Raw genomic sequence first — 21723 nt, forward strand, 5'->3', positions numbered from 1 at the left:
TTTCGCCAGGTAATTAACAAAATGAAATAGTTAAGCTGACTGGACCTGATTGATAGTTTTTTATTTGCAGCGAGAGTAAAAAAGCCAAACAAATGAAACCGCAAACCGCAAACCGCAAACCGCAAACCGCGCCGGGTCTGCTTAGCTGAGTGCCTTTCGCACCAGTATAACCCGGTTTACCACGATCCTCTGCTGCTCGTTCACCATTGAGCGCTATGATACTCAGGTCAAATTCCACGCAGCCGGTCTGCCTGAGCGCGGGCGGTTTAACTTACTGAAGGAAGTGCCTATGACCGCAGTCAGCTCATTGACTACCGAAGGCGGCGTCTGGATTAATCAGCCGCCGGTGCAGAGTCTGGATGGCGATACGCTGCAGTTTGAAACCGCGTTAAACAGCGATTTCTGGCAGCACACCGGGTACGGCTTTGAACGGTACAGCGGCCATGCCTTTGGCTTCTGGGTGGAAAACGATTTTACCGTTCAGGTGCAGGTGAGGGCAGATTTCAGCCATCTCTATGATCAGGCCGGTCTGTTTATTCAGGATAACGAGACGCATTGGGTCAAGGCAGGGATCGAGTTTAATGACGCCCAGCCCGCAATCGGTAGCGTGGTGACGCGGGAGTTCTCTGACTGGTCCACCGGTGTGTTTCCTGGCGATGCACGTCAGTTCTGGCTACGCGCCACGCTGGAAAATGCGGCGCTGAGAATCCAGTACTCTACCGACGGGGTGACCTGGCCGCTATTGCGGCTCTGTCCGTGGCCGGGTCAGGTGCGGCGCTTTGTCGGCGTGATGGGCTGCTCGCCGGAGCGTCAGGGCCTGGCGATTCGTTTTACCGATTTCACGCTGGGCTTACCACTCGGCAAAGCATTGCACGACCTGTCATAAACCTGGGCGCATTGCATATCGCCGCAGAATCGGCTTAATTATCAGGTCAGAATTTGCGGTGACGCGTCGCCCGTGCGGGACGACGCCTTTACAGGGAAAGCTATGCGTTGCGCCACCTCGTTTACCAGGCTACTGGTCATTATCTGCTGCGCCGGTTGGGCTCAACTGGCCGTAGCCGATACGGTCTGGCTGAATAATGGCGATCGGCTGACGGGCACCCTTCGTTACCTCAGCGACGGCAAGCTGGCGATAGAGACCCACTATGCCGGCACTATCACGCTGGACTGGACTGTGGTCAGTACGCTCTCCAGTGATCATCCGGTGAATGTCGAAAACAAAAAGACTGGCGAACATTATCAGGTGCGTCTCACTTCTTCCGATCCCGGTTATGTCTGGGTGGAACGTGACGAGCAAGAACAGCAGGTCTCAGTGCGGCGTATCGATGAGTTCATGAAAGCCAAAGTCCGCAGCGATCAGCTTGCCTGGACCGGCAACATTGATGCTGGCGTGAAGGTTAAAAAAGCCTCGACCAAAACTGACGACTACCGTTTTGCGCTCAACACTAAACTTAACCAGGGGAAATGGCGGCACGATATCGGCGCAACCTACAATCGCGAGCAGGAAAATGAGAGCGTCAACACTGACAACTACAGCCTGCGCTACGCCTTTGACTATCTGGTCAGAGAGCAGTTTTTCTGGCAGACCCGTGCCACCTACAAGCGCGACTGGGTGGAAAATCTGTCGCGCCAGGCGCTGATCGGCACCGGACCGGGTTATCAGCTGTGGGACACCGAGCTCAGCACCTTCTCACTCTCAGTGCTGGGCGGTGCCTTTGCGTATGGCTACAGCGACGATCGGGAAGAAAAGCATTTTGGCGGCTCGCTGCGCTGGAACTATCAGCGTTATCTGCTGGGCAAGTCGGTCACGCTCTATAGCAATGGCGATGTCGGCCATTCGCTGGATGATGACGGCGTATTTATGCTGGATGCTGAAGTGGGGTTGCGCTACAGCCTGACCTCCTGGTCAACCCTGCACATTGGCTATCATCGCAATCTGGTCAGCGGCATACCCGATACCCTGAATGAGGGCATTTTCTCCACCGGACTGGGGCTGAAGTGGTAACCCGCTGTTCGCACAACATCGCAGCAAATCCTTACTGTTTTTATCCGGTTACTGGTCCGGCATTGGCTAAGCTGCATGTACTGTCAACACGGGAATGCAGAAGATGATCGTAAGCAGCAGAGTGTATCGTCCGGGATGCGCGGGCGAAGAGGTTGAAGTCGATGATATCAGTGAAGTGATCAAAGAGCCGGGGGCGTTTATCTGGCTCGGGCTGTGGCAGCCAGACGCTGAGTTTATGGCGAAGATTAAAGAGGAGTTCGGACTCCATGAACTGGCAGTGGAGGATGCACTGAATGCCCATCAGCGACCTAAAATCGAACATTACGGCGAATCGCTGTTTATCGTGGTGAAAACGGTATGTGCAAAGGATGACAGTTGCGAACTGGGCGAATCCCATTTCTTTGTCGGAAAAAACTTTCTCATTAGCATCCGACATGGTGCATCTGAAAGCTATACCCCGGTGCGGCAGCGGGCGTCTGAAAACCCGGCGTTGCTGAAGTTTGGCCCCGCTTATCCGCTCTACTGCCTGCTCGATTTTATTGTTGATCGTTATGCTGAGCTGTCCACTTCACTGAATGAGCGGGTCGGGCAGATGGAGAACGATCTCTTCACCAGTGAATTTGATCGTAAGTCAGTCCAGTCGGTCTACACCATGCGGCGTCATCTGCTGTCGCTACGCAATGCGGCGCAGCCTGTGGAGGAGATCTGCAACCAGCTTATCCACCTGCATGAAGATTTGATCCCGCGTCCGCTGCGCGCCTATATCCGCGACGTGCAGGACCACGCCCGCCATGTAGTGACCGACGCGGAAGATATGCGCGAGATGCTGACCAGTGCCATGCAGGTCAATCTGGCGCTGGTGACGGTGCAGCAGAATGAGGTGGTAAAAAAGCTGGCGGGCTGGGGTGCGATCCTGGTGATCCCGACCGTGGTGTTCAGCATGTATGGCATGAACTTCGAGCATATGCCGGAGCTGAAGTCGCTGTATGGCTATCCGCTGGCGGTGGGACTGACACTGGTGGCCTGCGGCGGGCTGTGGGCCAGATTGCGTGGCTCCGGCTGGCTATGATCGCAGCCGGGCGGAATCGGATGCTGAGGCGATCGGCCCGGTGCTGATACCGCGTCATTTCACTATGCTTAACGTAGCTATCCGTTTTTGTCGCTGTGCCAACAGAAGATGAGGTCAAGGTGGAAAAAGAGGATATCAGCCGTCAGGCGATGCCGATTAAGGAAAACTTCCGCTGGGTACGCCGTGAATGGCTGATTCAGCGGGCAGGGGAGTATTTGCTAATCCTGCTGGTGATTCTGGGTGCGTGCGGACTTTTTTCTAAAGGCGTGCTGAGCGACAGCAGTACCCGATCGCCAGACGGCACAATCCAGGTGGAGTATGAGCGATTTGGCCGCGTTGAAAGCAATATGGATATGCGTATACGCTACAACGCCCCGACAGGCGATCGTTTCAGCGTCACGATTGGTGGTGGCGCACTGGATAACCTGCAAATTCAGACGCTGCAGCCTCAACCACTTGAGGCGGTGACCACAGGCAGCGATTTGCGGCTGACCTTCTCTGCCCGTGACACCGGGCCGGATCACGCGATCTGGCTCGGCCTGCAGCCGCGCAACGCAGGCCGCATTCACGTCACTATCCACGGCGGTGACCCTTCTCCGGCCCGTTTTACTCAATGGATCTATCCCTGACAGAGGCGGTTTATGGAAACGGTATTACGCGCGGCAGCAATCTACCTGGTGTTGATGGTAGTGTTCAAAATCGCCGGCAGACGCACGTTGTTGCAGATGACCTCGTTCGATCTGATTCTGCTGTTGATCATCAGCGAAGCGACTCAGCAGGCGCTGCTGGGTGACGATTTCTCAGTGACCGGCGCGGCGCTGACCATCATCACGCTGGTGACGATTGACATTGTGCTGGGCAAACTAAAAAGCCGCTTTCCGCTGGTGGAGCAGGTGATCGATGGCGGGCCGGTGATCCTGGTCGAGAATGGCAATCTGCTGACCGAACGCATGAAAATGACGGGTATCAGTCCTGACGATGTGCTGGAAGCCGCGCGATCCGGGCAGGGGCTGGAGCGGTTCGATCAGATTAAATATGCGGTGCTGGAGGTCAATGGGCATATTTCGATTATTCCGCAGGCAGATTAGCCGAAATGCCGGGCGACCGCCTCTCTTCAGCCAGCGCCGCGTCTCTGATAACGGGAGGTACAAGCGTGATTTGTCAGCGTCCGCCTGTTATGGCAGGCTTCGGGTGCCGCAATGTTGCGCGCCGTTTGACGCTGCGCTTATTCTGCCGCTGCCCTTGTAATCCTGTCGATTTCGTTCAGACTCAACACTCCACTCATGTTTTATCATCAGAGCTGGCCTGACGCCCAATCAGCGTTATGCTTTCGCAGTCAGGATTAAAGTGAATGAATTTACGCGTTTTACCTTCTATCCGGTTACCGGCTGGCATATTGGCCCCCTGAACACGCATCAGGGATTGGTACTGAAATTTGGTTACATCGATCCCGACGCGCCGCGTGAACAGGGCCCGCAGGAGACCCTGTTCATGGGGCTGACCCTCGAAATGGCGAAAACACTGGTCACGAATCTTTCCGAGCATATTGAATACGCTGAAAAAAACGGCCTAAGACAATAGATTTGTACCGCCCCGGCTTCAGCGCACGCAGGCTATTTTGCTGGGCTGTCGCCCGGCGCATAAACCCGCAGCGCATTGGGGATCAGACGGAAATGTGCGGGCGTCTGACCAATAACCTCGCCGTCTGCATTGATGTAATGGGGACGACGTGTCTCAATGGTCAGCTCGGTGGCGCTAAATGCCCGTACGTTGCGCCAGCGGCCGTGTGTGCCGCGCCGCAGAAAGGGTAGCAGCGCAATAAGCTGCCAGCTATGTTTCAGCTCCAGGCTATAGACATCCAGCAACCCATCGTCGGGTGCGGCCCGCTGTTCCACGGTCATGCCGCCACCATAAAAGCGCCCATTACCCACCGACACCTGAACCGTTTTGATTGGCGTCCGATGGCCCTGATGCACCAGCATAGCGCTGAACGGACGACTCTGCCGCAGCAGCCGCAAAGCCGCCAGTGCATAACCGCCCACTCCCCAGCGTTTTTTCGATTCCGCCGTAAGATTGCGCGCCAGCTCCGCTGAAAAGCCGATGCTGGAGACATTCAGGAACAGATGCTGATTCACTTCCCCCAGGTCCACTGCGCGCGATTGCCCGTCAGCGATAATTTTTACTGCCTGCTCGAGGCTGGCCGGAATCCCCAGCGTACGGGCAAAATCGTTGGCGGTGCCCAATGGTAAAATCCCCAGTGGCAGGCCGGTCTGCATCAGCCCCGGTGCCGCCGCGTTAAGCGTGCCGTCGCCCCCACCGACGATCACCGCATGAATGCGATCGGCATAAGCCGCGATCAGTTCACTGTAGCTGCGAGTCTCATCTCCGGTTGGGTGCAGCAGGTTAAACCCGGCCTGTGCCAGCAGCGTCTGCGCCCGGCTGGCTTCGGTACGCCCTTTGCGTGAGCGCTGGTTAATCAGCAGCAGGGCGGTTCTCTCCTGTTGAGGCATACTGTTGCGTCATCCTGATGTCAAAATGGCTGTAACGAGGTGGCAAGTACAGCACCGGCATGAACCGTGAACAACCCTGCTTGCGCTACTTTACGTAACGTATTGCGTGCCATACGCGGCGATAAGATCGTCTACACTGCAAAGGGTCAGATCCACATTGAGGAGTTGAGATGACAGAACACGAATTCAGAACATTGTTAGCCGAACAGGGTTTTGACGAGCCGCTGCTGATTGAGCGCGCAGCCGCAGCCCAGCTTGATAACCACGTCCATCCCTTTGAAGCGCTGGCACTGATTCTCAGTGGTGACATTACCATCAGTACCGAGCAGGGGGAGACCACCTATCATCCCGGAGAGACATTTCACCTGCAGCCGAATGAGCTTCATCGTGAGGCATTCGGGCCGCAGGGCGTAAGCTATCTGGCGGGACGTAAATATGAGTGAACGGCATTCAGCATGAAGGATTCTGACGATCTTTTTACCCGGCTGGCACGCTCGCCGTTCCGCCAGCGCTTTCGTCTGGGACGGGCTGAATATGATTATGCGTACAGCAAAGGCGAGCCGGTATTGCGTCAGCATGCTGCAGAGTTTGTCGCACAGCGGCTGGCTCCCGCCCAGCCTGAGAATGATGGCAGGCAGACGCCAATGCGTGGTCATCCGGTGTTTATCGCCCAGCACGCCACAGCGACCTGCTGTCGTGGCTGTCTGAGCAAGTGGCACAACATCGGACAGCACCAGCCGCTCAGTGCAGACCAGCAGGCTTGGGTGGTCACGGTGTTGTTGCAGTGGATCACCCGGCAGATGCAGCAGCCTGCGCCGCCCGCTCGCAAGAGCCGAAGCACGCTGAAACCAGACGACGATTCGCAGCTCGCCCTTTGGTAATGGACGAAAAAACTACAATTAGCGGCTTTTTCTTGTGAAAACTGGCCCTTTTCCATTCCTGGTTTATTCTTAAATCTTTCCTGGGAGCGCTATGCCAGGATTAAAACCTACACGGCAACGATGAATACAGAGGGAATTATGAAGAAATCAATTATTGCACTGTCTGCTATTTTGCTGGCCTCGCCGGTATTTGCTGCTACTACCACAGACAACACCGTTGCAGAAGCGCATAAAGGCGCCGATACCGCAAAAGAAAAACTGCATCAGACCCAGAATGAAGGCAAAGAGCTGAAGCTGAAGTCTGAGCACGCAGCTGAAGGCAAAAGCCATACCACCGGTAGTAAAATCACCGAAGGTACGCAGAAAGGCTGGCACAAAACCAAAGAAGGCACTGAGAAAGGCTGGGATAAAACCAAGCAGGGTGCTGAAGATCTGAAAAATAAAGCGACCAACTAATTTGCAACTTTTTTCAGGTTAAAAAAAGAACCCACCGACAGGTGGGTTTTTTTATTGTGGAACAACCCCAATCAGAATGAGTCGGGTAGCAACACAGGAGTTTAACGCGCAGGAAACACGGTCAGAAGAAAATCATCCCGCGCCATGGTACAAACACGGCAGAAGCGTTTTTGAACAACGCAAAGCGCACCTCAGGGATGAGGTGCGCTTGTCGCGCAGGCCGGGCATGTCAGAGATTGGCTATTCGTCTTTCCGATCGGATCGCATTTCCTGAGCAGGCACACTCTCACCGGGAAACGAACCCGTATTCGTCAGCAAACGCTACTCACTGCACGATGGGTTTTTATTGCCCGTCGCGCATCAGGCTTTCTTTTCCGCCGCCTTTCTTTCTGCGGCTTCTCTTTCCGCCGCAGCTAAAGCTGAAACTTTGATTTCAGCTTCTGCAGCCGCATCCGCCGCTGCTGCAGCGGCTTCAGCCGCAGCCTCTGCGGCGGTATCGGACTGTTTCTTGCCTTCTTCGATAAACTCTTCGTCGATGGCTTCAATGTTCTCGCGGTTATCGCGTCCGGAAAGCAGATTCCAGCAGGCGATAAACAGGGCAGCGATGACCGGACCGATAACAAAACCGTTGATGCCGTAAATCTCCATGCCGCCCAGCGTGGCGATCAGGATCATATAGTCAGGCATTTTGGTGTCTTTGCCGACCAGCAGCGGACGCAGAATATTATCCACCAGACCGACAATCACCACGAAGAAACCGACCAGGAACAGCCCTTTCCACACGGCCCCGGTGGCGAAGAAGAAGATCGCCGCAGGGACCCAGATGATAGCGGAACCCACCGCCGGAATAAGGGAGAGGAACGCCATTAGTGCGCCCCACAGCAGGCTGCCGTCGATGCCGGTAAACCAGAATGCCAGCCCGCCGAGAATACCCTGAACGATACCGACCACCACCGTGCCTTTCACCGTTGCGCGTGCCACAGCAGCAAATTTCACCATCAGGTGGTGCTTCACGTAGGTAGAAAGCGGCAGCGCTTCCAGGATCAGATGCACCAGATAGGAGCCATCTTTCAGCAGGAAGAACAGCAGATAGAGCATAATGCCAAAGCCGACGGTGAAGCTGAACGTCCCTTTACCGATGATAAAGGCGCTGCCCGCAACATACTGACCGCCCTTAAGGGCAAACGAGGAGAGCTTCTGCTGAATCTGTTCGGCGTTATCCAGATTATTTTCAGCCAGAAAATGCTTCGCCCAGCGCGGCAGATGCTGCAGCAAATCGGCAAAGACCGCCGGGAACTGCGCCGAGTTGGTTTGCAGTTTGTGATAGACCGCGTTGGTTTCGACCACCAGTGATGAGGCGATGATCGCCATCGGCGTGAACACAATCAGGCAGATACAGAACAGGGTGATCAACGCGGCCACGCCATTGCGGTCACCCAGTCGGTTGCGCAGCCAGGTTTTCAGCGGATGGAAAATGACCGCCAGAATCGCCGCCCATAAAATCGGCGAGAAATAGGGCGATAGCACCTCAAAAAAAGCGACGGTGGCGATAGCCAGAATCAAAATGAAAAACCCGATGTTCAATCCTTTAAAACGCATGGAAAAACCTCATCTGGAACAAACTCTGATAAACCCGACGCGCGAATTTTCTGTGTCTGGCTTCGCTCACGCGGCTGCCTCGTTACGAATTAACGGTCAGGCTTTGCTCTTTATACGCTGCTGTTGGCAGCATCATGCTGGCTAACGCTATGAAAGATCTGGCAGAAGTGATGAACGAGCAATGTGCGTTCGCTGCGTGACTTCCGGTCGATAGCAGGCTGCCTCTGACTGCAGCGCGCTGAATCCTACATTAGCGTAGCGGTTTCGACCATTATTGGTAGGTCAGAGACTCATGATCTCTGTTGAAGCGGCCGATAACAGGCTTAATTGGGCAAAAAACAGGCAATGAAAAATGGGTAAACAGAGATTCTTAATAGTGCTGCTGGCGCTGGTATTAACCGGCTGCGCCACCAAGCAGTATCCGCAGGCGGCGGCGGTGACCCCAGAAGAAAGTGCGACACTGAACTGCAGCGCACTGGATCAGGAACTGGTCAAAGCGCATAGCGTGCAGAGTGATATTGAGCAGACCGGCCAGTTCGATGCCCTGACCGTGCTGGGATTTGTCGGGGATTTCGGGCTGGGCAATGGCATTGCGAAATACAATGCCAGCCAAAAGGCAGAGCGGCGACTGACTCAGTTGCAGTCGCTGAAAGCCGCAAAGTGCAGCCAGCGTCTTTCGTAGCGGACTGTGTCGGGTCAGCCAAGCGTCCGTTCGCTGACATGTTGCAGCCGGACATTTTCGGCGGCGCGTTTACCGGCAAGGAAGGCGTGATCGGAGTTGTAATATTCCCACTCGCTGTAGCGGCCTGACAGATGGATATCCTGGGTTAGCAGCCACTGGCGGATCAGCGCCACGTTATCGCTGCGCGCATGGTCATAAACCACGTAGGCGTAGGGCATATCAACCTCTGAAGCGCAAAGCAACGGATCATCAGCGGTGATCATGCCGACCCGGATGCAATCCTGACGGCAGCGCTCAATCAGCGCATCCCCCTCAAGCGGCAGCGGATTAGTGGCGTTGTAGGTGATTTCACAGGTTAAGCCGAAACCGCCCGGTGGGTTGCAGTGTGGACTGGCATTGCCCTGTACAAAGATGCGGTGAAAAAGTGTATCGCCAGGGTAGTAAATCCAGTGTTTTTCGGTCAGGTTAGCCCGACCAATGCCCAGATTAACGCAGCGCACCGACACAAACTGCAACTGCTGCGCCGCCAGTTGCACACTCTCCGGCACCTCATCACCCATCAGTTTAATCAGCGCCGGCAGCGGCATGGTGCTGATCAATTGCTCATAACGGTAGTGGCGACCCCCTGCCAGCAGTGCGATATGCGCCTGTGGGTAGATGCGGGTCAGGGTCGTGTTGGTCTCCAGCGTACATTTCAGGTGCGGCAAAAAGCCGGACATCAGGGCCTGAAAACCGCCGCGCAGCGGATAGCCGAAACGGGCATTGGGGCCGACCGGCTTTGCCAGCGGTTGCAGCGCACCATCTATGATCTGCGACAGATCGGGCAGCGGAACGCGTCCGCCCAGCCACGAGGTTTCCATTTCGGTCAGCGGCACTTTCCACAGCTTCTGGTTGTAAGGCAGGGCAAAGTGACGCGCGATGCCTTTACCCCAGGTGCGCATAATGAAGTGCTGGAAATCCTCTTCACCTTCCACCTCACCGGTGCTGCTGCCCTCATCGGGAATCGCGCCATCAGCACAGCAATCCCGCCGCGCCCGCGCCCGGTCCAGCGGCACAGCGGCGGCTGCCGTTTCGCCGTAACGCGCCTCGATAGCCCCAAGCACGCACTCTTTTACCACGTCGATCGGCAAGCCGTGCAGTGCTGACTGGAAAGGGTAGCGGGTATAAACGCCGTCGCTGTAGACCCAGGCTTCACGCGCCTGCCAGTGCAAGTTGTCACCCAGCAGCATCTCATACAGCTGCAGCACGTAAGGGTCCTGTGAGAACATAATGTGACCGGCATAATCGAAGGTAAAACCCTGATCGTCAATGGAGCGGCACCAGCCGCCTGGCGTGGCATTTTTCTCCAGCAGGACAGCACCTTCGCCATAGTGATAACCGGCACTCAGCCCGGTTGGTCCGGCGCCGATAATCAGGCAGGGCACGGCTTCACTCTCCAGCATCAAGGGGGTTAACGGCATAACATTAGCCTGCACGCTGGCCGGGTTGGCCGACTTTAGTGCGGGCTGACGCTGAATCAGCGCCTGCTGGATCAAATCCTGTATCTGCGCTGCGGTGCGATCCCAGGATGTCGCATCCACTTTTGCCTGCATCCGTCCCGCCAGCGCCAGCCGCTCAGCCGCACCCATCATCATTGCTTCTTCACAGGCGGCAATAAATTCAGCATGGTTCTCTGCCACCGCCACTTCCTCTGCATAATGCCGCGCAACATCGATAATCGCAGTACTGACAATCGGCAATTGTGCCGCCATATATTCCAGCACCTTAGTTGGCGAGATATAGCGGGTTGATGCATTAATGGCAAACGGCATCAGACAGACATCCCAGCCCGCCAGAAACTGCGGCAGCGCCTGATAAGGCTGCTGGCCGAGCCAGTGAATATTGTCGCGCTGCGGCAGGCTGGCGGGATCAATTTTTACCACCGGCCCCACCATGATGATCTGCCATTCGGGGTGGCTGTCCGCCAGTGCTGCAATCAGCAGCAGGTCAATACGCTCATCCAGCACGCCGTAATAGCCAAGGCGCTGCGCCGGAATCGCATCCTGCAGTGGATGACGGTTACTGCGGTCGCGCGCCTGCTCAAAATGGATAGCATCGACGCTGCTGGGAAAGCAGTAGACCTGAGGATGTTTATCACGCTTCGCTTCATAGAGGCTGGAGCCGCCGGTAAACACCAGATCGGCACGGGTCATCAGCGCCGATTCGCGCTGCTGCAACTGGCGCGGCGCATTCTGGAAGGCGGAAAGCTCATCCATGCAGTCGTAAATCACCAGTGACGGATCAAAGGGCGTCAGCAACGGCAGCGCCATCGGCGTATAAAACCAGATTAACGGCTGTTCATCTTCCGCCAGCAGCGGGGTCAGCAACAGTAGCAGCGGGGCGATCTGGCTGTCGTGAAAACCGGGTGCATCGCTGTCGGTATATGGCTGGATTACCGTGATGTTAGCGGCAGGTGAACTCTGATGCAGGCCCGGTGGCCCCGACTGCCAGACGGGCTCCTCGACAAACAACACGCGATAGTGCTGTGCCAGACGTGTCAGCAGCTGTTGCGGGCGCTGGAAAACAAATCCCCAGCGTAAATGACTGAAAACGATGAGAACAGGTGGTTTCATAGTGTGCTCCTGACAGGGGTGTAGTGGAGATTGCACATGCTGCAAAAAGCGCTGCGCCTGACGTAATGCGTCGGCATAAGGCTGCTGTAACTGGCGGGCGTAAGGATCGGGCCCCAGCCGATCGAGATCCCACAAACCGCTGCGGGTCCAGAAGGTGGTCTCCTCCCATAAGGGGCGATCGAGAATCGGATAGAGGCAAATGCCGAGCAGCTCAACGCCCGCCAGCTGCGCCTGCGCAACCTGCGCGGCGATCTCACTTATCCAGGCACCGCGTCCGCTGCCGACATGGCTCGTTTCTGCCAGCAGCAGCGGGCGCTGATAACGCTGCCAGACCTGCTGCAGCATCTGATGCAACGGCAGGCGTTGGCTATCGCCCAGATGCCAGTAAAGTCGCTGGTTTGAACCCTGTTCCCACTGGTTGTCATGGTAGTAATTGACGCCAATCAGATCGAGATAACGTGGGGCGCCACCCAGTTCCGGATTACGCCTGCCGCCTAACATGTCCCACGCCTGGTATTGGGTGTCGCACATCTCACGGGCAAGAACGTCACTGGCCGGATCGGTGGGATCCGGCACGATATGGATCAGCGGATCGCAGTGGAGAAAACGGGCACGCGGATCGGCCTGCCAGATCGCATCGCAGGCTGCCAGCGTGGCACGAACCAGCTGCTGTTTGGCGGCATCGGCCCGATCCTGCTCAGGGATCGCAGTGCAGGCGAAGAGCCCCACAGAGATGCCCCAGCTCATAAAAGAGATCTCATTCATCGGGGCGTAGACCGGCGCCTGCTGATACCAGGGGGCCAGGAAGCGAGCCAGCGCGCCACAGAAAGCGGCAAAATGGCTGACAAAGTCGTGATCAAACAGACTGATGCCAGCGGGCCAGCCGTAGTGGCAGATTGTCCAGCTCAGCTGAATGCCCTGCTGTTGTGCTGCCTGCATCCGCGCTGCTACCGTCGAGAAGTCATACCGACCATCACGCTCACACAGTCGCCAGCCGACGCTTTCGCGCACCGTGTGAATGGAAAAGGGGGCAAGGACGGCATAATCCTCTGCTGCACGCGCCTGATGCTGATTGAGATCGTTCATCGACAGTGCAAGGCCGGCAGGATTGATATGATCGGCTCCTTCATAGCCGGCCTGCCAGAAACTGGAAAAGGGTGCCATGGCATCTCCTGAAAAAAAGCAACACGCTTCCCGCTGACGAACCGTCGCAAAACGGGTCAGGGTGTTATGGGTATGCAAAACAGACTGGCCGAGATGACCACTCTGAACAGATGGGCGATCCTTGCCATAATCCACCGACACGACGTTGCAGGCATCAGGTCCTGTGGCGCAGGAGACGAGTGAGATAGCAGGTATATACAGGCAGCGCTATCAGCAGGAAAAGGCTGGCTTCTCGTAATGTTAATGAGTTTGTGGAAGCCTTACTGGAAATTATAGACAGGGTAAATTGTTTGGCAAATTATTGATGTAATGAGAAAAAGCGTAGCGGTAAAAATAATACAACCAGAAACAGGATCTTTTTGAGTCCAGTTTTATCCATCGGATTGATAAGCGCAGCGTGAAAGAACAGGTGCCATTTTCAGCATTGTTAATCTTTTCCTCAACATGCAACCAGGGCAGCCCCAACCGCATTAGCGTTACCGCTTCGCTTGTCTTTTGGTCTGCTAATGACAAGATTGACTTATCACTGGCCTGAATCGGCGGGTCATCAACGGGCAGCGGCGAAGATGCGCGCCCCTCAAAACAGGATGTTTAGCAGACTATGTTCTCATTCGACTGGCACCGGTTTTTGCTTAACGATCAACCCGCCACTTTTTTGTTCGAAGTGGTGGCGCGAGTCATGATTGCCTGGCTGGTGGTTTTCACTTTTCTGAAAGTGTCAGGCCGGCGCGGCGTGCGTCAGCTATCGCTGTTCGAACTGGTGGTAATCCTGACGCTGGGTTCTGCTTCCGGAGACGTCACTTTTTATGACGATGTGCCGGTGCTGCCAGTCATTATGGTGTTTGTGGTATTGCTGACGCTTTACCGCCTGACCACCTGGCTGACGGCACACAGCCCGCGCTTTTCACGGCTCATTCAGGGCGACGTCATTACCCTGATTAAAGAGGGTTTATATGTGCTGGAGAGCCTGGATAGGCTGAATATTTCGGAAGATGAGTTCTATATGGAGTTACGGCAGAGCGGCGTGGAACATCTGGGGCAGATTCGGCTGGCACTGGTGGAGGTCGACGGTCAGCTTAGCCTCTATTTCTATGGTGACGATGAGATGCGGGCGGGGTTAAGCATACTGCCGCCGGAGCACCGGCAGGATTACAGCGCTGTACCGGTCAGCGCACTCTATGCCTGCACCCATTGCGGCCAGACGCAGAGAATTGAGGCGGAGCAGCAGGCTGTCTGCCCGCGCTGTCAACGACAGCGCTGGTCTGCGGCGCTGAACGTGCGTCGGCTGCATTAACCGGCAGCACCCGCTCAGCGTTCAGGGATTGTCGCGTTCGCATCGGGCGGATTAACGTCGGCGAAGCAGGCGCTGAGCGGACGCGTTTGCTGCCCCCCGGCGGTGAAATTTCCCGCACTCAGCCAGGCGCTCAGGGCGCGCCGCACCTCCGGCCATTCAGAGTCAATAATCGACAGCCAGTCGGTATCGCGATTACGTTGTTTACGTGTCATCACCTGACGAAAACGCCCCTCAAAGCGAAACCCCAGCCGTTCTGCCGCCCGTCGTGACGCGACATTCGTAGAATCACAGCGCCATGCCACCCGACGATAGCCGAGCGAAAAAGCCTGTTGCAGCAGCAGAAAAATCGCCTCGCTGCCCATTACACTGCGCTGCATCAGCGGTGACCAGGTGACGTGACCGATTTCAATGGTGCCATGTTCGGGCTCAATGCTGGCGAAGCAGACCACACCACAGGGCTGATGATTCAGCGAGCAGACCGTGAACGCCACCAGGGCCGCATCCGCCACTTTATCTGCAATCCATCGCTGCATCTGCGGCAATGAGGCGGGTCGCTCCGCACTCAGCCAGGTCCAGTCGCGATCATCCGGTGCCTGCATAAATGCCTGAAACAGCGGTTCCGTATGATCAACGCTCAGCGGCAGCAGAAGGCAGTGCTGGCCCGGGATTGGCGCGCAGGGCGGTCTGGCAACCGGCTTCCAGTGGGGCAGGGCCTCACCGACCGGCTGATCAAACTGATTGATGTTCAATAGCCTCCTCCTGAAGGAAAACGGACTGTAAGCGCGGAAAACGCCTGATGCCGAACTGGCGGGCTATCCTGAACCGTGGGTAAACGCGTCACAGCTTATTTCCGCATACTACATAACTTTGCCTGTTACTGACGGAAACTGTAAACCCTTCGGGCAGCATAACGGCACCCTTTCCTTTGAGGTGTGCTTATGAAAGCCAGGCTGGCCAGTGCATTACTGTTTTTGCTGTTATCGTTTGGCGCGTTTTCACAACAGGTAATCAGCGAAAGTCATCCCCATTCACGCAGTGCGCGACTGCTGAGTCAGGGGAGCCAGGTGGATACGGCTGATTTGCCGGATGAACATCTGCTGGAGACGCGCGAGTGGCGAAGCAGTCTGCAACGCAAGCCGTTTTAAGATGAGGTCCCCGACAGAGGACTCTGCCGGGATTCAGGGATTAGGGTTCTGGCCGTTCAGGTTTGATGCAAAATTATATCGTGGCCTGCGTGGCAGCCAGGCCTGGGACCAGAATCACCTTTCGGCACTCCTCTTCGCGTTTGGCGAAAATATCATAGCCGCGCGCGGCGTCTTCCAGCGGCAGATGGTGGGTTACAATCTCTTCCGGCGTAAGATGGCCCTGCTCAATCAGCTTCAGCAGGTCGGGCAGATAAGCGTGTACATGGGTCTGTCCCATCTTAAAGGTCAGTCCTTTGTCGAAGGCGTCCCCAAACAGGAAGCCGTGAATGAATCCGGCGTAGACGCCCGGAACGCTGACGATACCGCCACGCCGCACTGCAGCAATACACTGACGCAATGCTTTCCCGCTGCTGCCTTCTAGCTTGAGGTTGCTGAGCACGGTTTCGGTCAGGCTGCCTTTTGCCTCAAAACCTACTGCATCAATGACGGCATCCACACCGCGATTACCCGTGCTATGTTCAATGATCCAGGCGGCCGGGTCATCGATTTCATCGAAGTTAATCGGGATCACGCCGTAGCGTTCGCGGGCAAAGTTCAGACGGTAGTTATTGTGGTCGATCATGTAGATCTGTTCGGCACCCTGCTGTCGGGCGCAAGCGGCACTGAGCAGGCCAACCGGTCCGGCACCGAAAATAGCCAGGCTGGATCCGGGTTTCACCTCGGCGTTTTTCACCGCCTGCCACGCGGTGGGAAGAATATCTGACAGGAACAGCACCTTCTCGTCTGACAGCACCGAAGGCACTTTAAACGGGCCGGTATTGGCTTTAGGCACCCGGACATATTCCGCCTGGCCGCCGGGCACACCGCCATAAAGTTTACTGAAGCCAAACAGCGCCGCAGGCGGCGTAATGTTTTTCCGGTTCAGGATGGCACCCCGTCCGCTGTTGGTATTTTCACAGGCAGCATACTGACTCAGCAGGCAGAAAAAACAGTCGCCACAGGCGATAACGAACGGGATCACTACCCGATCGCCTTTGGCGACGGCGGTCACTGCGCTGCCTGTTTCAACCACTTCGCCCATAAACTCATGCCCAAAGATATCACCATGCCCGGTACCGGGGATTTTACCGCGGTAGAGGTGCAGGTCTGAACCGCAAATGGCCGTAGCCGTTACGCGCAAAATAATGTCATCTGCGGCTTCAAGCTCCGGGTCCGGCACATTATCAACGCTGACTTTATGCGGGCCGTGCCAGGTTAATGCTTTCATCTATTCATCTCCTGCTGACAAAGGGAACGGCGGCCAGACCAGAAGGGTGGCCATCTACGGGAAAAACTCAGGAAGCCGGCAATAGAAACCTGCCTGAAGTGTAGTAACCCTTTGAGGAGTAAGCAGAGCGGTGCAACAGACTGGCTTTTTTCAACCGGGGTGAGCGGGAGGATTCACCCTTATTGTGGCGGGTTTCACGGGCCGTGAATCGGGTTGCCAGTTCGCCGTCGTCCCTGGTGCACACAAACTCAATCGGTACTGCAGTACCCTCATGATGTCACTGACTGGCCACCGGCAGTGCGCCAGTTTTCCAGAGTAACGATCCCCATCCAGGGCAGACAATGGGCATGCTTTTCTCCAGTGCATCAGTCAGCATAATCGCAACATAGAAAGTTAAAGCTTAGACCTTTATGCTGAACCGTTACAGAGATCACCTTTTTAGGGGGGTAAAAGCGCCACAAAGATGGCATGATCGCCGCGCAGTCATTTTGCACAACCTGACGGTTTTTTCAGCAATCTATGCGTGTTTATCTGCGTGGCTTGAACTTTTATCGTCAGGTAGTGTAAAAAGTGGCGCACGCAATCGATTACCTATGCACGAGCGGGTCAGCATCACGTTGGCTGATCCGGTGGCAACTGAGGCGGAGAGCGGGGCGTTATATTACCTGCCTGACGGCTCAGGTTACTGGCGGCTTTTAACACGGAATATCTGATGAAAACCACGCAAACTGGCACGCTGGGCGCGCTTGAGAGTGACGTTGATACGGGATGGCGTAAAACCGACACCATGTGGATGCTGGGTTTATACGGCACGGCTATTGGGGCGGGTGTGCTGTTCCTGCCCATCAATGCCGGCGTCGGCGGGCTGATCCCACTGATCATCATGGCGATACTGGCGTTTCCGCTGACGTTCTTTGCACACCGCGCCCTGACTCGATTTGTTCTCTCCGGTAAAAATCCGGCCGGAGATATCACCGAGGTGGTCGAGGAGCATTTTGGCGTCGGTGCGGGCAAGCTGATTACGCTGCTCTATTTCTTCGCTATCTATCCGATTCTGCTGATGTACAGCGTAGCGATTACCAACACAGTGGAGAGCCTGATGGTGAATCAGCTCGGCATGGTGCCACCGCCGCGTGTGCTGCTCTCACTGCTGCTGATTGTCGGACTGATGACCATTGTGCGCTTCGGCGAGAAGATGATTGTCAAAGCGATGAGCGTGCTGGTTTACCCCTTTGTGGCGGTGCTGATGCTGATGGCCTGCTATCTGATCCCGCACTGGCATGGCGCAGTGCTTTCGACCCTGCACGTTCAGCCCGCGGGCAGCAGCCTGTGGATGACGCTGTGGCTGGCGATCCCGGTGATGGTCTTCTCATTTAATCACTCGCCGATCATCTCCTCATTTGCGCTGGCGAAACGCGAAGAGTATGGCAACGCCGCAGAGAAAAAGTGTTCGCGCATTCTGGCCTGCTCGCACCTGATGATGGTAGTGACGGTGATGTTCTTTGTCTTCAGCTGCGTGTTGAGCCTGTCGCCTGAGGATTTGCATGCCGCCAAAGCGCAGAACATCACCATCCTCTCCTATCTGGCTAACCATTTTCAGGTGCCGATGATCGCCTGGCTGGGGCCGCTGATTGCCATTGTGGCGATCACTAAATCGTTTCTCGGTCACTATCTTGGTGCGCGCGAAGGGTTTAACGGTATGGTCAATAAGGCGCTGCGCAGTCGCGGCAAAATCATCGCGCCCGCCAGACTGAATCGCATGACGTCCATCTTTATGCTGCTGACGACCTGGCTGGTGGCAACGCTGGACCCGAATATTCTCGGCATGATTGAGACGCTTGGCGGACCGGTGATTGCCATGATCCTGTTCCTGATGCCGATGTATGCCATTCAAAAGGTGCCAGCGATGCGGCAGTACAGCGGTAAAATCAGCAACCTGCTTGTGGTGCTGATCGGACTGATAGCTATCTCGGCAATCTTCTATTCGCTGGTGAAGTAAAACTTAACGCAGAAGGCGCATCTCAATCCGGTTGAGGTGCGCCTGCCATCCGGCCCACCACTTGCCATCCTCCCTGTGTGATTTCCCCAATTCAATGACGTCGCCCCGGTGATTTAAGCCGGCATACGCATCTGGTCAGCAATACTGTCTTCTGGTACTTATTCGCAGGGTAGAGTTAACGCGAATAATTGTTATTTCTTTAAAGGACAAGGAGAGAAATGAATATCTGCATAGTGGCGACCACCATACTTTTACTGTCAGCCGCCAGTGCGGCTACTCCCTATCCGGTCACAGTGACCGATATGGATGGTCAGAAATTACGCTGGAAAAAGAGCCTCAGCATGTGATTTTGCAGGATGGGCGCGACGTGATGGCGCTGGCATTACTGGATCGGCAGAACCCCTTTCAGCGAGTCGTCGCCTGAAACAACCTGCCGAAAAAGCAGGATACGCAGACCTGGGACCTGCTGAAGCAGCGCTGACCGCAGGCGGCATCGATTGTCGATATGGGCTTTAACGATCTGGGGCAGGTCAATCTGGAGAGCGTGCTGGCGAAGCAGCCCGATCTGATGATTGCGCAACTGCGCGCTAAACCCGCACTGACGCAGTCCGGTGTGCTGGCTACCCTGAAAAATCTGCATATTCCGGTACTGTTCCTCGATGATGAGCGCCATCCGAAAGAGAACACCCTGAAGCGCGTGAAAGTGCTGGGCACCGTTCTGAATCGCGAAGCCGAGGCGAAAGCCTACGCCGATTTTTATCAGCAGCGCTGGCAGGCTATCCAGCAGAAGATTGCAAAGGTGCAGCATCCGCCGACGGTGTTTATTGAGCCGATTGCCGGTAATAGCGACAACTGCTGCTTTACCCACGGTCATAACGGCTGGGGCGCACTGGTTGAAGCGGTTGGCGGGAAAAAATATCGGTTCTGCACTGTTGCCCGGCAGCTCAGGATTTGTGTCGCTGGAGAAGATCATCGCCATGAAGCCGGACGTTTATATCATGACCGGCTCCAAACGTCTGAACAGCAACGTGCTGCCGTTTGGTTACGGTGCCAGTCAAACCGACGTGACTGCGACTTTTAACCGTTTGCTCAGCCGTACCGGGCTGGAGCAGATTGAACCGGTGAAACAAAAGCGGGTATATGGCGTTTATCACCATTTCTATAACCATCCTTACAACATCATCGGCATGGAAATTCTGGCAAAAGATCTCTATCCGGCGCTTTTCAGCGATCTTGACCCAACGGCCGATTACCACCACATCGTGACCCACTTGACCGGATTACCGGACGCACCTGTGATCCTCAACACGCCATAACCGGCTCACATAACCGGGTGCAGCGTTGGGGACTTTCAGCACCCTGATTCTTCACAGGTCCTGACCGGTCAGCCTGAGGCGTCATGTTCAGGCAGCACTGGCTGACCAGTTAAAATCTGGATTTCGTCAGGAAAGTTGTAACAGCATGACCTGTGTTAAGAAATCGCTAAGCAAGCGTAATGGTTTGTAAGTTACCGGATTTTAAGAATTTTACTGATGTCTCCTGCCATAATTATTGCCATCATGCCGATTAACGGTGACTGAACAGCCGTTATTTTCGGAGGCAGTATCATGAAAAAAACAACATTAACGCTTATCGCTTCACTTTTGACATGCAGCACGCTCTTTTCTCAGGCCTCATGGGCTGACGATCATAATGACGCGCACCGCATGCCCGTGCCGCATCAGAACGGTGATCAACGTCCTGACAATCGCGGCAATGACCAGAATCGTGACCGCGGCAATAACCGTCATGAGATGGCTGATAATCGCCATGATCAGGATAACAACCGTCGTGGCAAACCGGCCCGCAATGACCGCGACCATTTCGCCTGGCAGGGCCACGAGTTCCGTCGCGGCCATGCTATTCCGCAGGAATACCGCGGTGACCGTTACCGCGTAGCTAACTGGCATGAACGCGGTCTGCGTGAACCGCCGCGCGGTTATCACTGGGCAAGCATCGACGGCAACTATGTACTGATTGCTGCCGCGACCGGGGTTATTACCGCGCTGGTGCTGAACAGCGCCCTGAACTGATCCTCAAGGGATGGCTGCGGCCATCCCTCTTCTTTTTCCGTTTTGCTGCGCCAGCGGCTATCCTGAGACTCCACTCTGAAAATTTTCTGTGTAAGGAGTCATGATGACGACGGTTAAGATGGTTGCGGTAGATATGGATGGCACTTTTCTGGACGATAACAAGCAGTATAATCGCTCCCGTTTTCTCGCTTGCTATCAGCAACTCACCGCCCGTGGCATCAAATTTGTGGTGGCCAGCGGCAATCAGTATTACCAGCTCAAATCCTTCTTCCCAGAGATCGCCAGCGATATTGCCTTTGTGGCAGAGAACGGTGCATGGATTATCGATCGTGATGAGGAGCTCTTTTGCGGTGCTTTTGAACGTCGCGATGTCGAAGCAGTAATCAGCACCTTGCAAAACGGCAACTATCCTGGCCTGCGTTACCTGCTGTGTGGCCGTGACAGTGCTTACTACTTCAATGGCATGGAAGAGAGCTGGCTGAAGAAGATGCGCCATTACTGTCACCGGCTGAAGCCGATTCATCATCTGGATGAGGTGCAGAATGACCGGCTCTTCAAGTTCGCGCTGAATCTCTCTGACGACTACATCGAGCCACTGATGGCAGATATTGGACGACTGCATCAGGGCCGCGTGGCCGCGACCTCAAGCGGTCACGGCTCAGTTGATTTGATCGTGCCGGGAAATCATAAAGCGCACGGTCTGGATCTGCTGGCACAACGTTGGGGGACCACGCACGACCAGGTGCTGGCTTTTGGCGATGGTGGTAACGATCTGGAAATGCTCAGACAGTCCGGCTTCAGTTTCGCCATGGGCAATGCGCCACTGCGGGTGAAACAGGCCGCTCGCTATGCTGCGCCCACTAACAATGAGCAGGGCGTGTTGCAGGTCATTGAGCAGATGCTGGCAGGTGAGGAGCCTTTTAGCGCTTCTCAGGCGTAGCCCGAATGGTTTTGCGACCCGACGT

General features: G+C 55.5%; 20 protein-coding genes and 1 pseudogene. 16 read left to right on the plus strand and 5 right to left on the minus strand.

What is annotated here, in order from left to right:
• Positions 1-289 precede the first annotated feature (289 nt).
• From WFO64_RS01075 to WFO64_RS01100, 6 genes are all read left to right on the plus strand, one after another.
• A complete protein-coding gene (locus WFO64_RS01075; protein WP_337008211.1) occupies positions 290-886 on the plus strand; it encodes a DUF1349 domain-containing protein in 597 nt (198 codons plus the stop codon).
• 102 nt (positions 887-988) lie between these two features.
• Positions 989-2008, plus strand: coding sequence for a DUF481 domain-containing protein (locus WFO64_RS01080; protein WP_337008213.1), 1020 nt, complete (start codon positions 989-991; stop codon positions 2006-2008).
• A gap of 103 nt (positions 2009-2111) precedes the next feature.
• Positions 2112-3077: a magnesium and cobalt transport protein CorA gene (locus WFO64_RS01085; RefSeq protein WP_337008215.1), complete on the plus strand. Its 966-nt coding sequence runs from the start codon at positions 2112-2114 to the stop codon at positions 3075-3077.
• Between the two features lie 119 nt (positions 3078-3196).
• Positions 3197-3706 carry a hypothetical protein gene (locus tag WFO64_RS01090; protein ID WP_337008217.1) on the plus strand — a complete coding sequence of 170 codons (510 nt, stop codon included), beginning with the start codon at positions 3197-3199 and terminating at the stop codon, positions 3704-3706.
• 12 nt (positions 3707-3718) lie between these two features.
• Positions 3719-4165, plus strand: a complete 447-nt coding sequence (locus tag WFO64_RS01095) for a DUF421 domain-containing protein (RefSeq protein WP_337008219.1) — start codon at positions 3719-3721, stop codon at positions 4163-4165.
• 259 nt (positions 4166-4424) lie between these two features.
• Complete coding sequence (locus tag WFO64_RS01100; protein ID WP_337008221.1) at positions 4425-4658, plus strand: hypothetical protein; 234 nt, start codon at positions 4425-4427, stop codon at positions 4656-4658.
• Between the two features lie 32 nt (positions 4659-4690).
• Here the strand turns inward: WFO64_RS01100 and WFO64_RS01105 are convergent, their stop codons facing one another.
• Positions 4691-5587: a lipid kinase gene (locus WFO64_RS01105; protein WP_337008223.1), complete on the minus strand. Its 897-nt coding sequence runs from the start codon at positions 5585-5587 to the stop codon at positions 4691-4693.
• Positions 5588-5757: 170 nt separating this feature from the next.
• On the opposite strand from WFO64_RS01105, the gene WFO64_RS01110 reads away from it, so the two are divergent.
• The 3 genes from WFO64_RS01110 to WFO64_RS01120 all read left to right on the plus strand — a co-directional run bounded on the left by WFO64_RS01110 (position 5758) and on the right by WFO64_RS01120 (position 6924).
• Positions 5758-6030, plus strand: a complete 273-nt coding sequence (locus tag WFO64_RS01110; protein ID WP_337008225.1) for a cupin domain-containing protein — start codon at positions 5758-5760, stop codon at positions 6028-6030.
• Between the two features lie 12 nt (positions 6031-6042).
• Positions 6043-6468, plus strand: coding sequence for a DUF4186 domain-containing protein (locus WFO64_RS01115; protein ID WP_337008227.1), 426 nt, complete (start codon positions 6043-6045; stop codon positions 6466-6468).
• 138 nt (positions 6469-6606) lie between these two features.
• On the plus strand, positions 6607-6924 hold the full coding sequence (locus WFO64_RS01120; protein ID WP_179896602.1) for a hypothetical protein: 318 nt from the start codon (positions 6607-6609) through the stop codon (positions 6922-6924).
• A gap of 360 nt (positions 6925-7284) precedes the next feature.
• Here WFO64_RS01120 and WFO64_RS01125 read toward each other — a convergent pair whose 3' ends face one another.
• Positions 7285-8523 carry an AI-2E family transporter gene (locus WFO64_RS01125; protein ID WP_337008231.1) on the minus strand — a complete coding sequence of 413 codons (1239 nt, stop codon included), beginning with the start codon at positions 8521-8523 and terminating at the stop codon, positions 7285-7287.
• 352 nt (positions 8524-8875) lie between these two features.
• Between WFO64_RS01125 and WFO64_RS01130 the strand changes: the two genes are divergently transcribed.
• The gene (locus WFO64_RS01130) at positions 8876-9205 is read left to right on the plus strand and encodes a hypothetical protein (protein WP_337008233.1); all 330 of its coding nucleotides are present in this window, start codon (positions 8876-8878) and stop codon (positions 9203-9205) included.
• Between the two features lie 14 nt (positions 9206-9219).
• Here WFO64_RS01130 and WFO64_RS01135 read toward each other — a convergent pair whose 3' ends face one another.
• Positions 9220-12981, minus strand: coding sequence for an NAD(P)-binding protein (locus tag WFO64_RS01135; protein ID WP_337008235.1), 3762 nt, complete (start codon positions 12979-12981; stop codon positions 9220-9222).
• A gap of 601 nt (positions 12982-13582) precedes the next feature.
• Between WFO64_RS01135 and WFO64_RS01140 the strand changes: the two genes are divergently transcribed.
• Entirely contained in the window at positions 13583-14275 is a 693-nt protein-coding gene (locus WFO64_RS01140; protein WP_337008237.1) for a YetF domain-containing protein, read from the plus strand.
• Positions 14276-14289: 14 nt separating this feature from the next.
• On the opposite strand, the gene WFO64_RS01145 is transcribed toward WFO64_RS01140, so the two are convergent.
• Positions 14290-15024 (minus strand): GNAT family N-acetyltransferase, encoded by a 735-nt coding sequence (locus tag WFO64_RS01145; RefSeq protein ID WP_337008239.1) that lies wholly within the window; start codon positions 15022-15024, stop codon positions 14290-14292.
• Positions 15025-15213: 189 nt separating this feature from the next.
• Between WFO64_RS01145 and WFO64_RS01150 the strand changes: the two genes are divergently transcribed.
• On the plus strand, positions 15214-15420 hold the full coding sequence (locus tag WFO64_RS01150) for a hypothetical protein (protein WP_337008242.1): 207 nt from the start codon (positions 15214-15216) through the stop codon (positions 15418-15420).
• 73 nt (positions 15421-15493) lie between these two features.
• Here WFO64_RS01150 and WFO64_RS01155 read toward each other — a convergent pair whose 3' ends face one another.
• The gene (locus tag WFO64_RS01155; RefSeq protein ID WP_337008244.1) at positions 15494-16687 is read right to left on the minus strand and encodes a zinc-dependent alcohol dehydrogenase; all 1194 of its coding nucleotides are present in this window, start codon (positions 16685-16687) and stop codon (positions 15494-15496) included.
• Between the two features lie 712 nt (positions 16688-17399).
• Between WFO64_RS01155 and WFO64_RS01160 the strand changes: the two genes are divergently transcribed.
• From WFO64_RS01160 to WFO64_RS01175, 4 genes and pseudogenes are all read left to right on the plus strand, one after another.
• Positions 17400-18686 carry an HAAAP family serine/threonine permease gene (locus WFO64_RS01160; RefSeq protein WP_337008246.1) on the plus strand — a complete coding sequence of 429 codons (1287 nt, stop codon included), beginning with the start codon at positions 17400-17402 and terminating at the stop codon, positions 18684-18686.
• 218 nt (positions 18687-18904) lie between these two features.
• A pseudogene (locus tag WFO64_RS01165) lies at positions 18905-20002 on the plus strand (ABC transporter substrate-binding protein).
• 291 nt (positions 20003-20293) lie between these two features.
• The gene (locus tag WFO64_RS01170; protein ID WP_337008248.1) at positions 20294-20758 is read left to right on the plus strand and encodes an RcnB family protein; all 465 of its coding nucleotides are present in this window, start codon (positions 20294-20296) and stop codon (positions 20756-20758) included.
• A gap of 103 nt (positions 20759-20861) precedes the next feature.
• Positions 20862-21698, plus strand: a complete 837-nt coding sequence (locus WFO64_RS01175) for a Cof-type HAD-IIB family hydrolase (protein ID WP_337008250.1) — start codon at positions 20862-20864, stop codon at positions 21696-21698.
• Positions 21699-21723 lie beyond the last annotated feature (25 nt).

The sequence above is a fragment of the Pantoea sp. AS142 genome (assembly GCF_037152305.1).
In the GTDB taxonomy this organism is placed as follows: domain Bacteria; phylum Pseudomonadota; class Gammaproteobacteria; order Enterobacterales; family Enterobacteriaceae; genus Pantoea.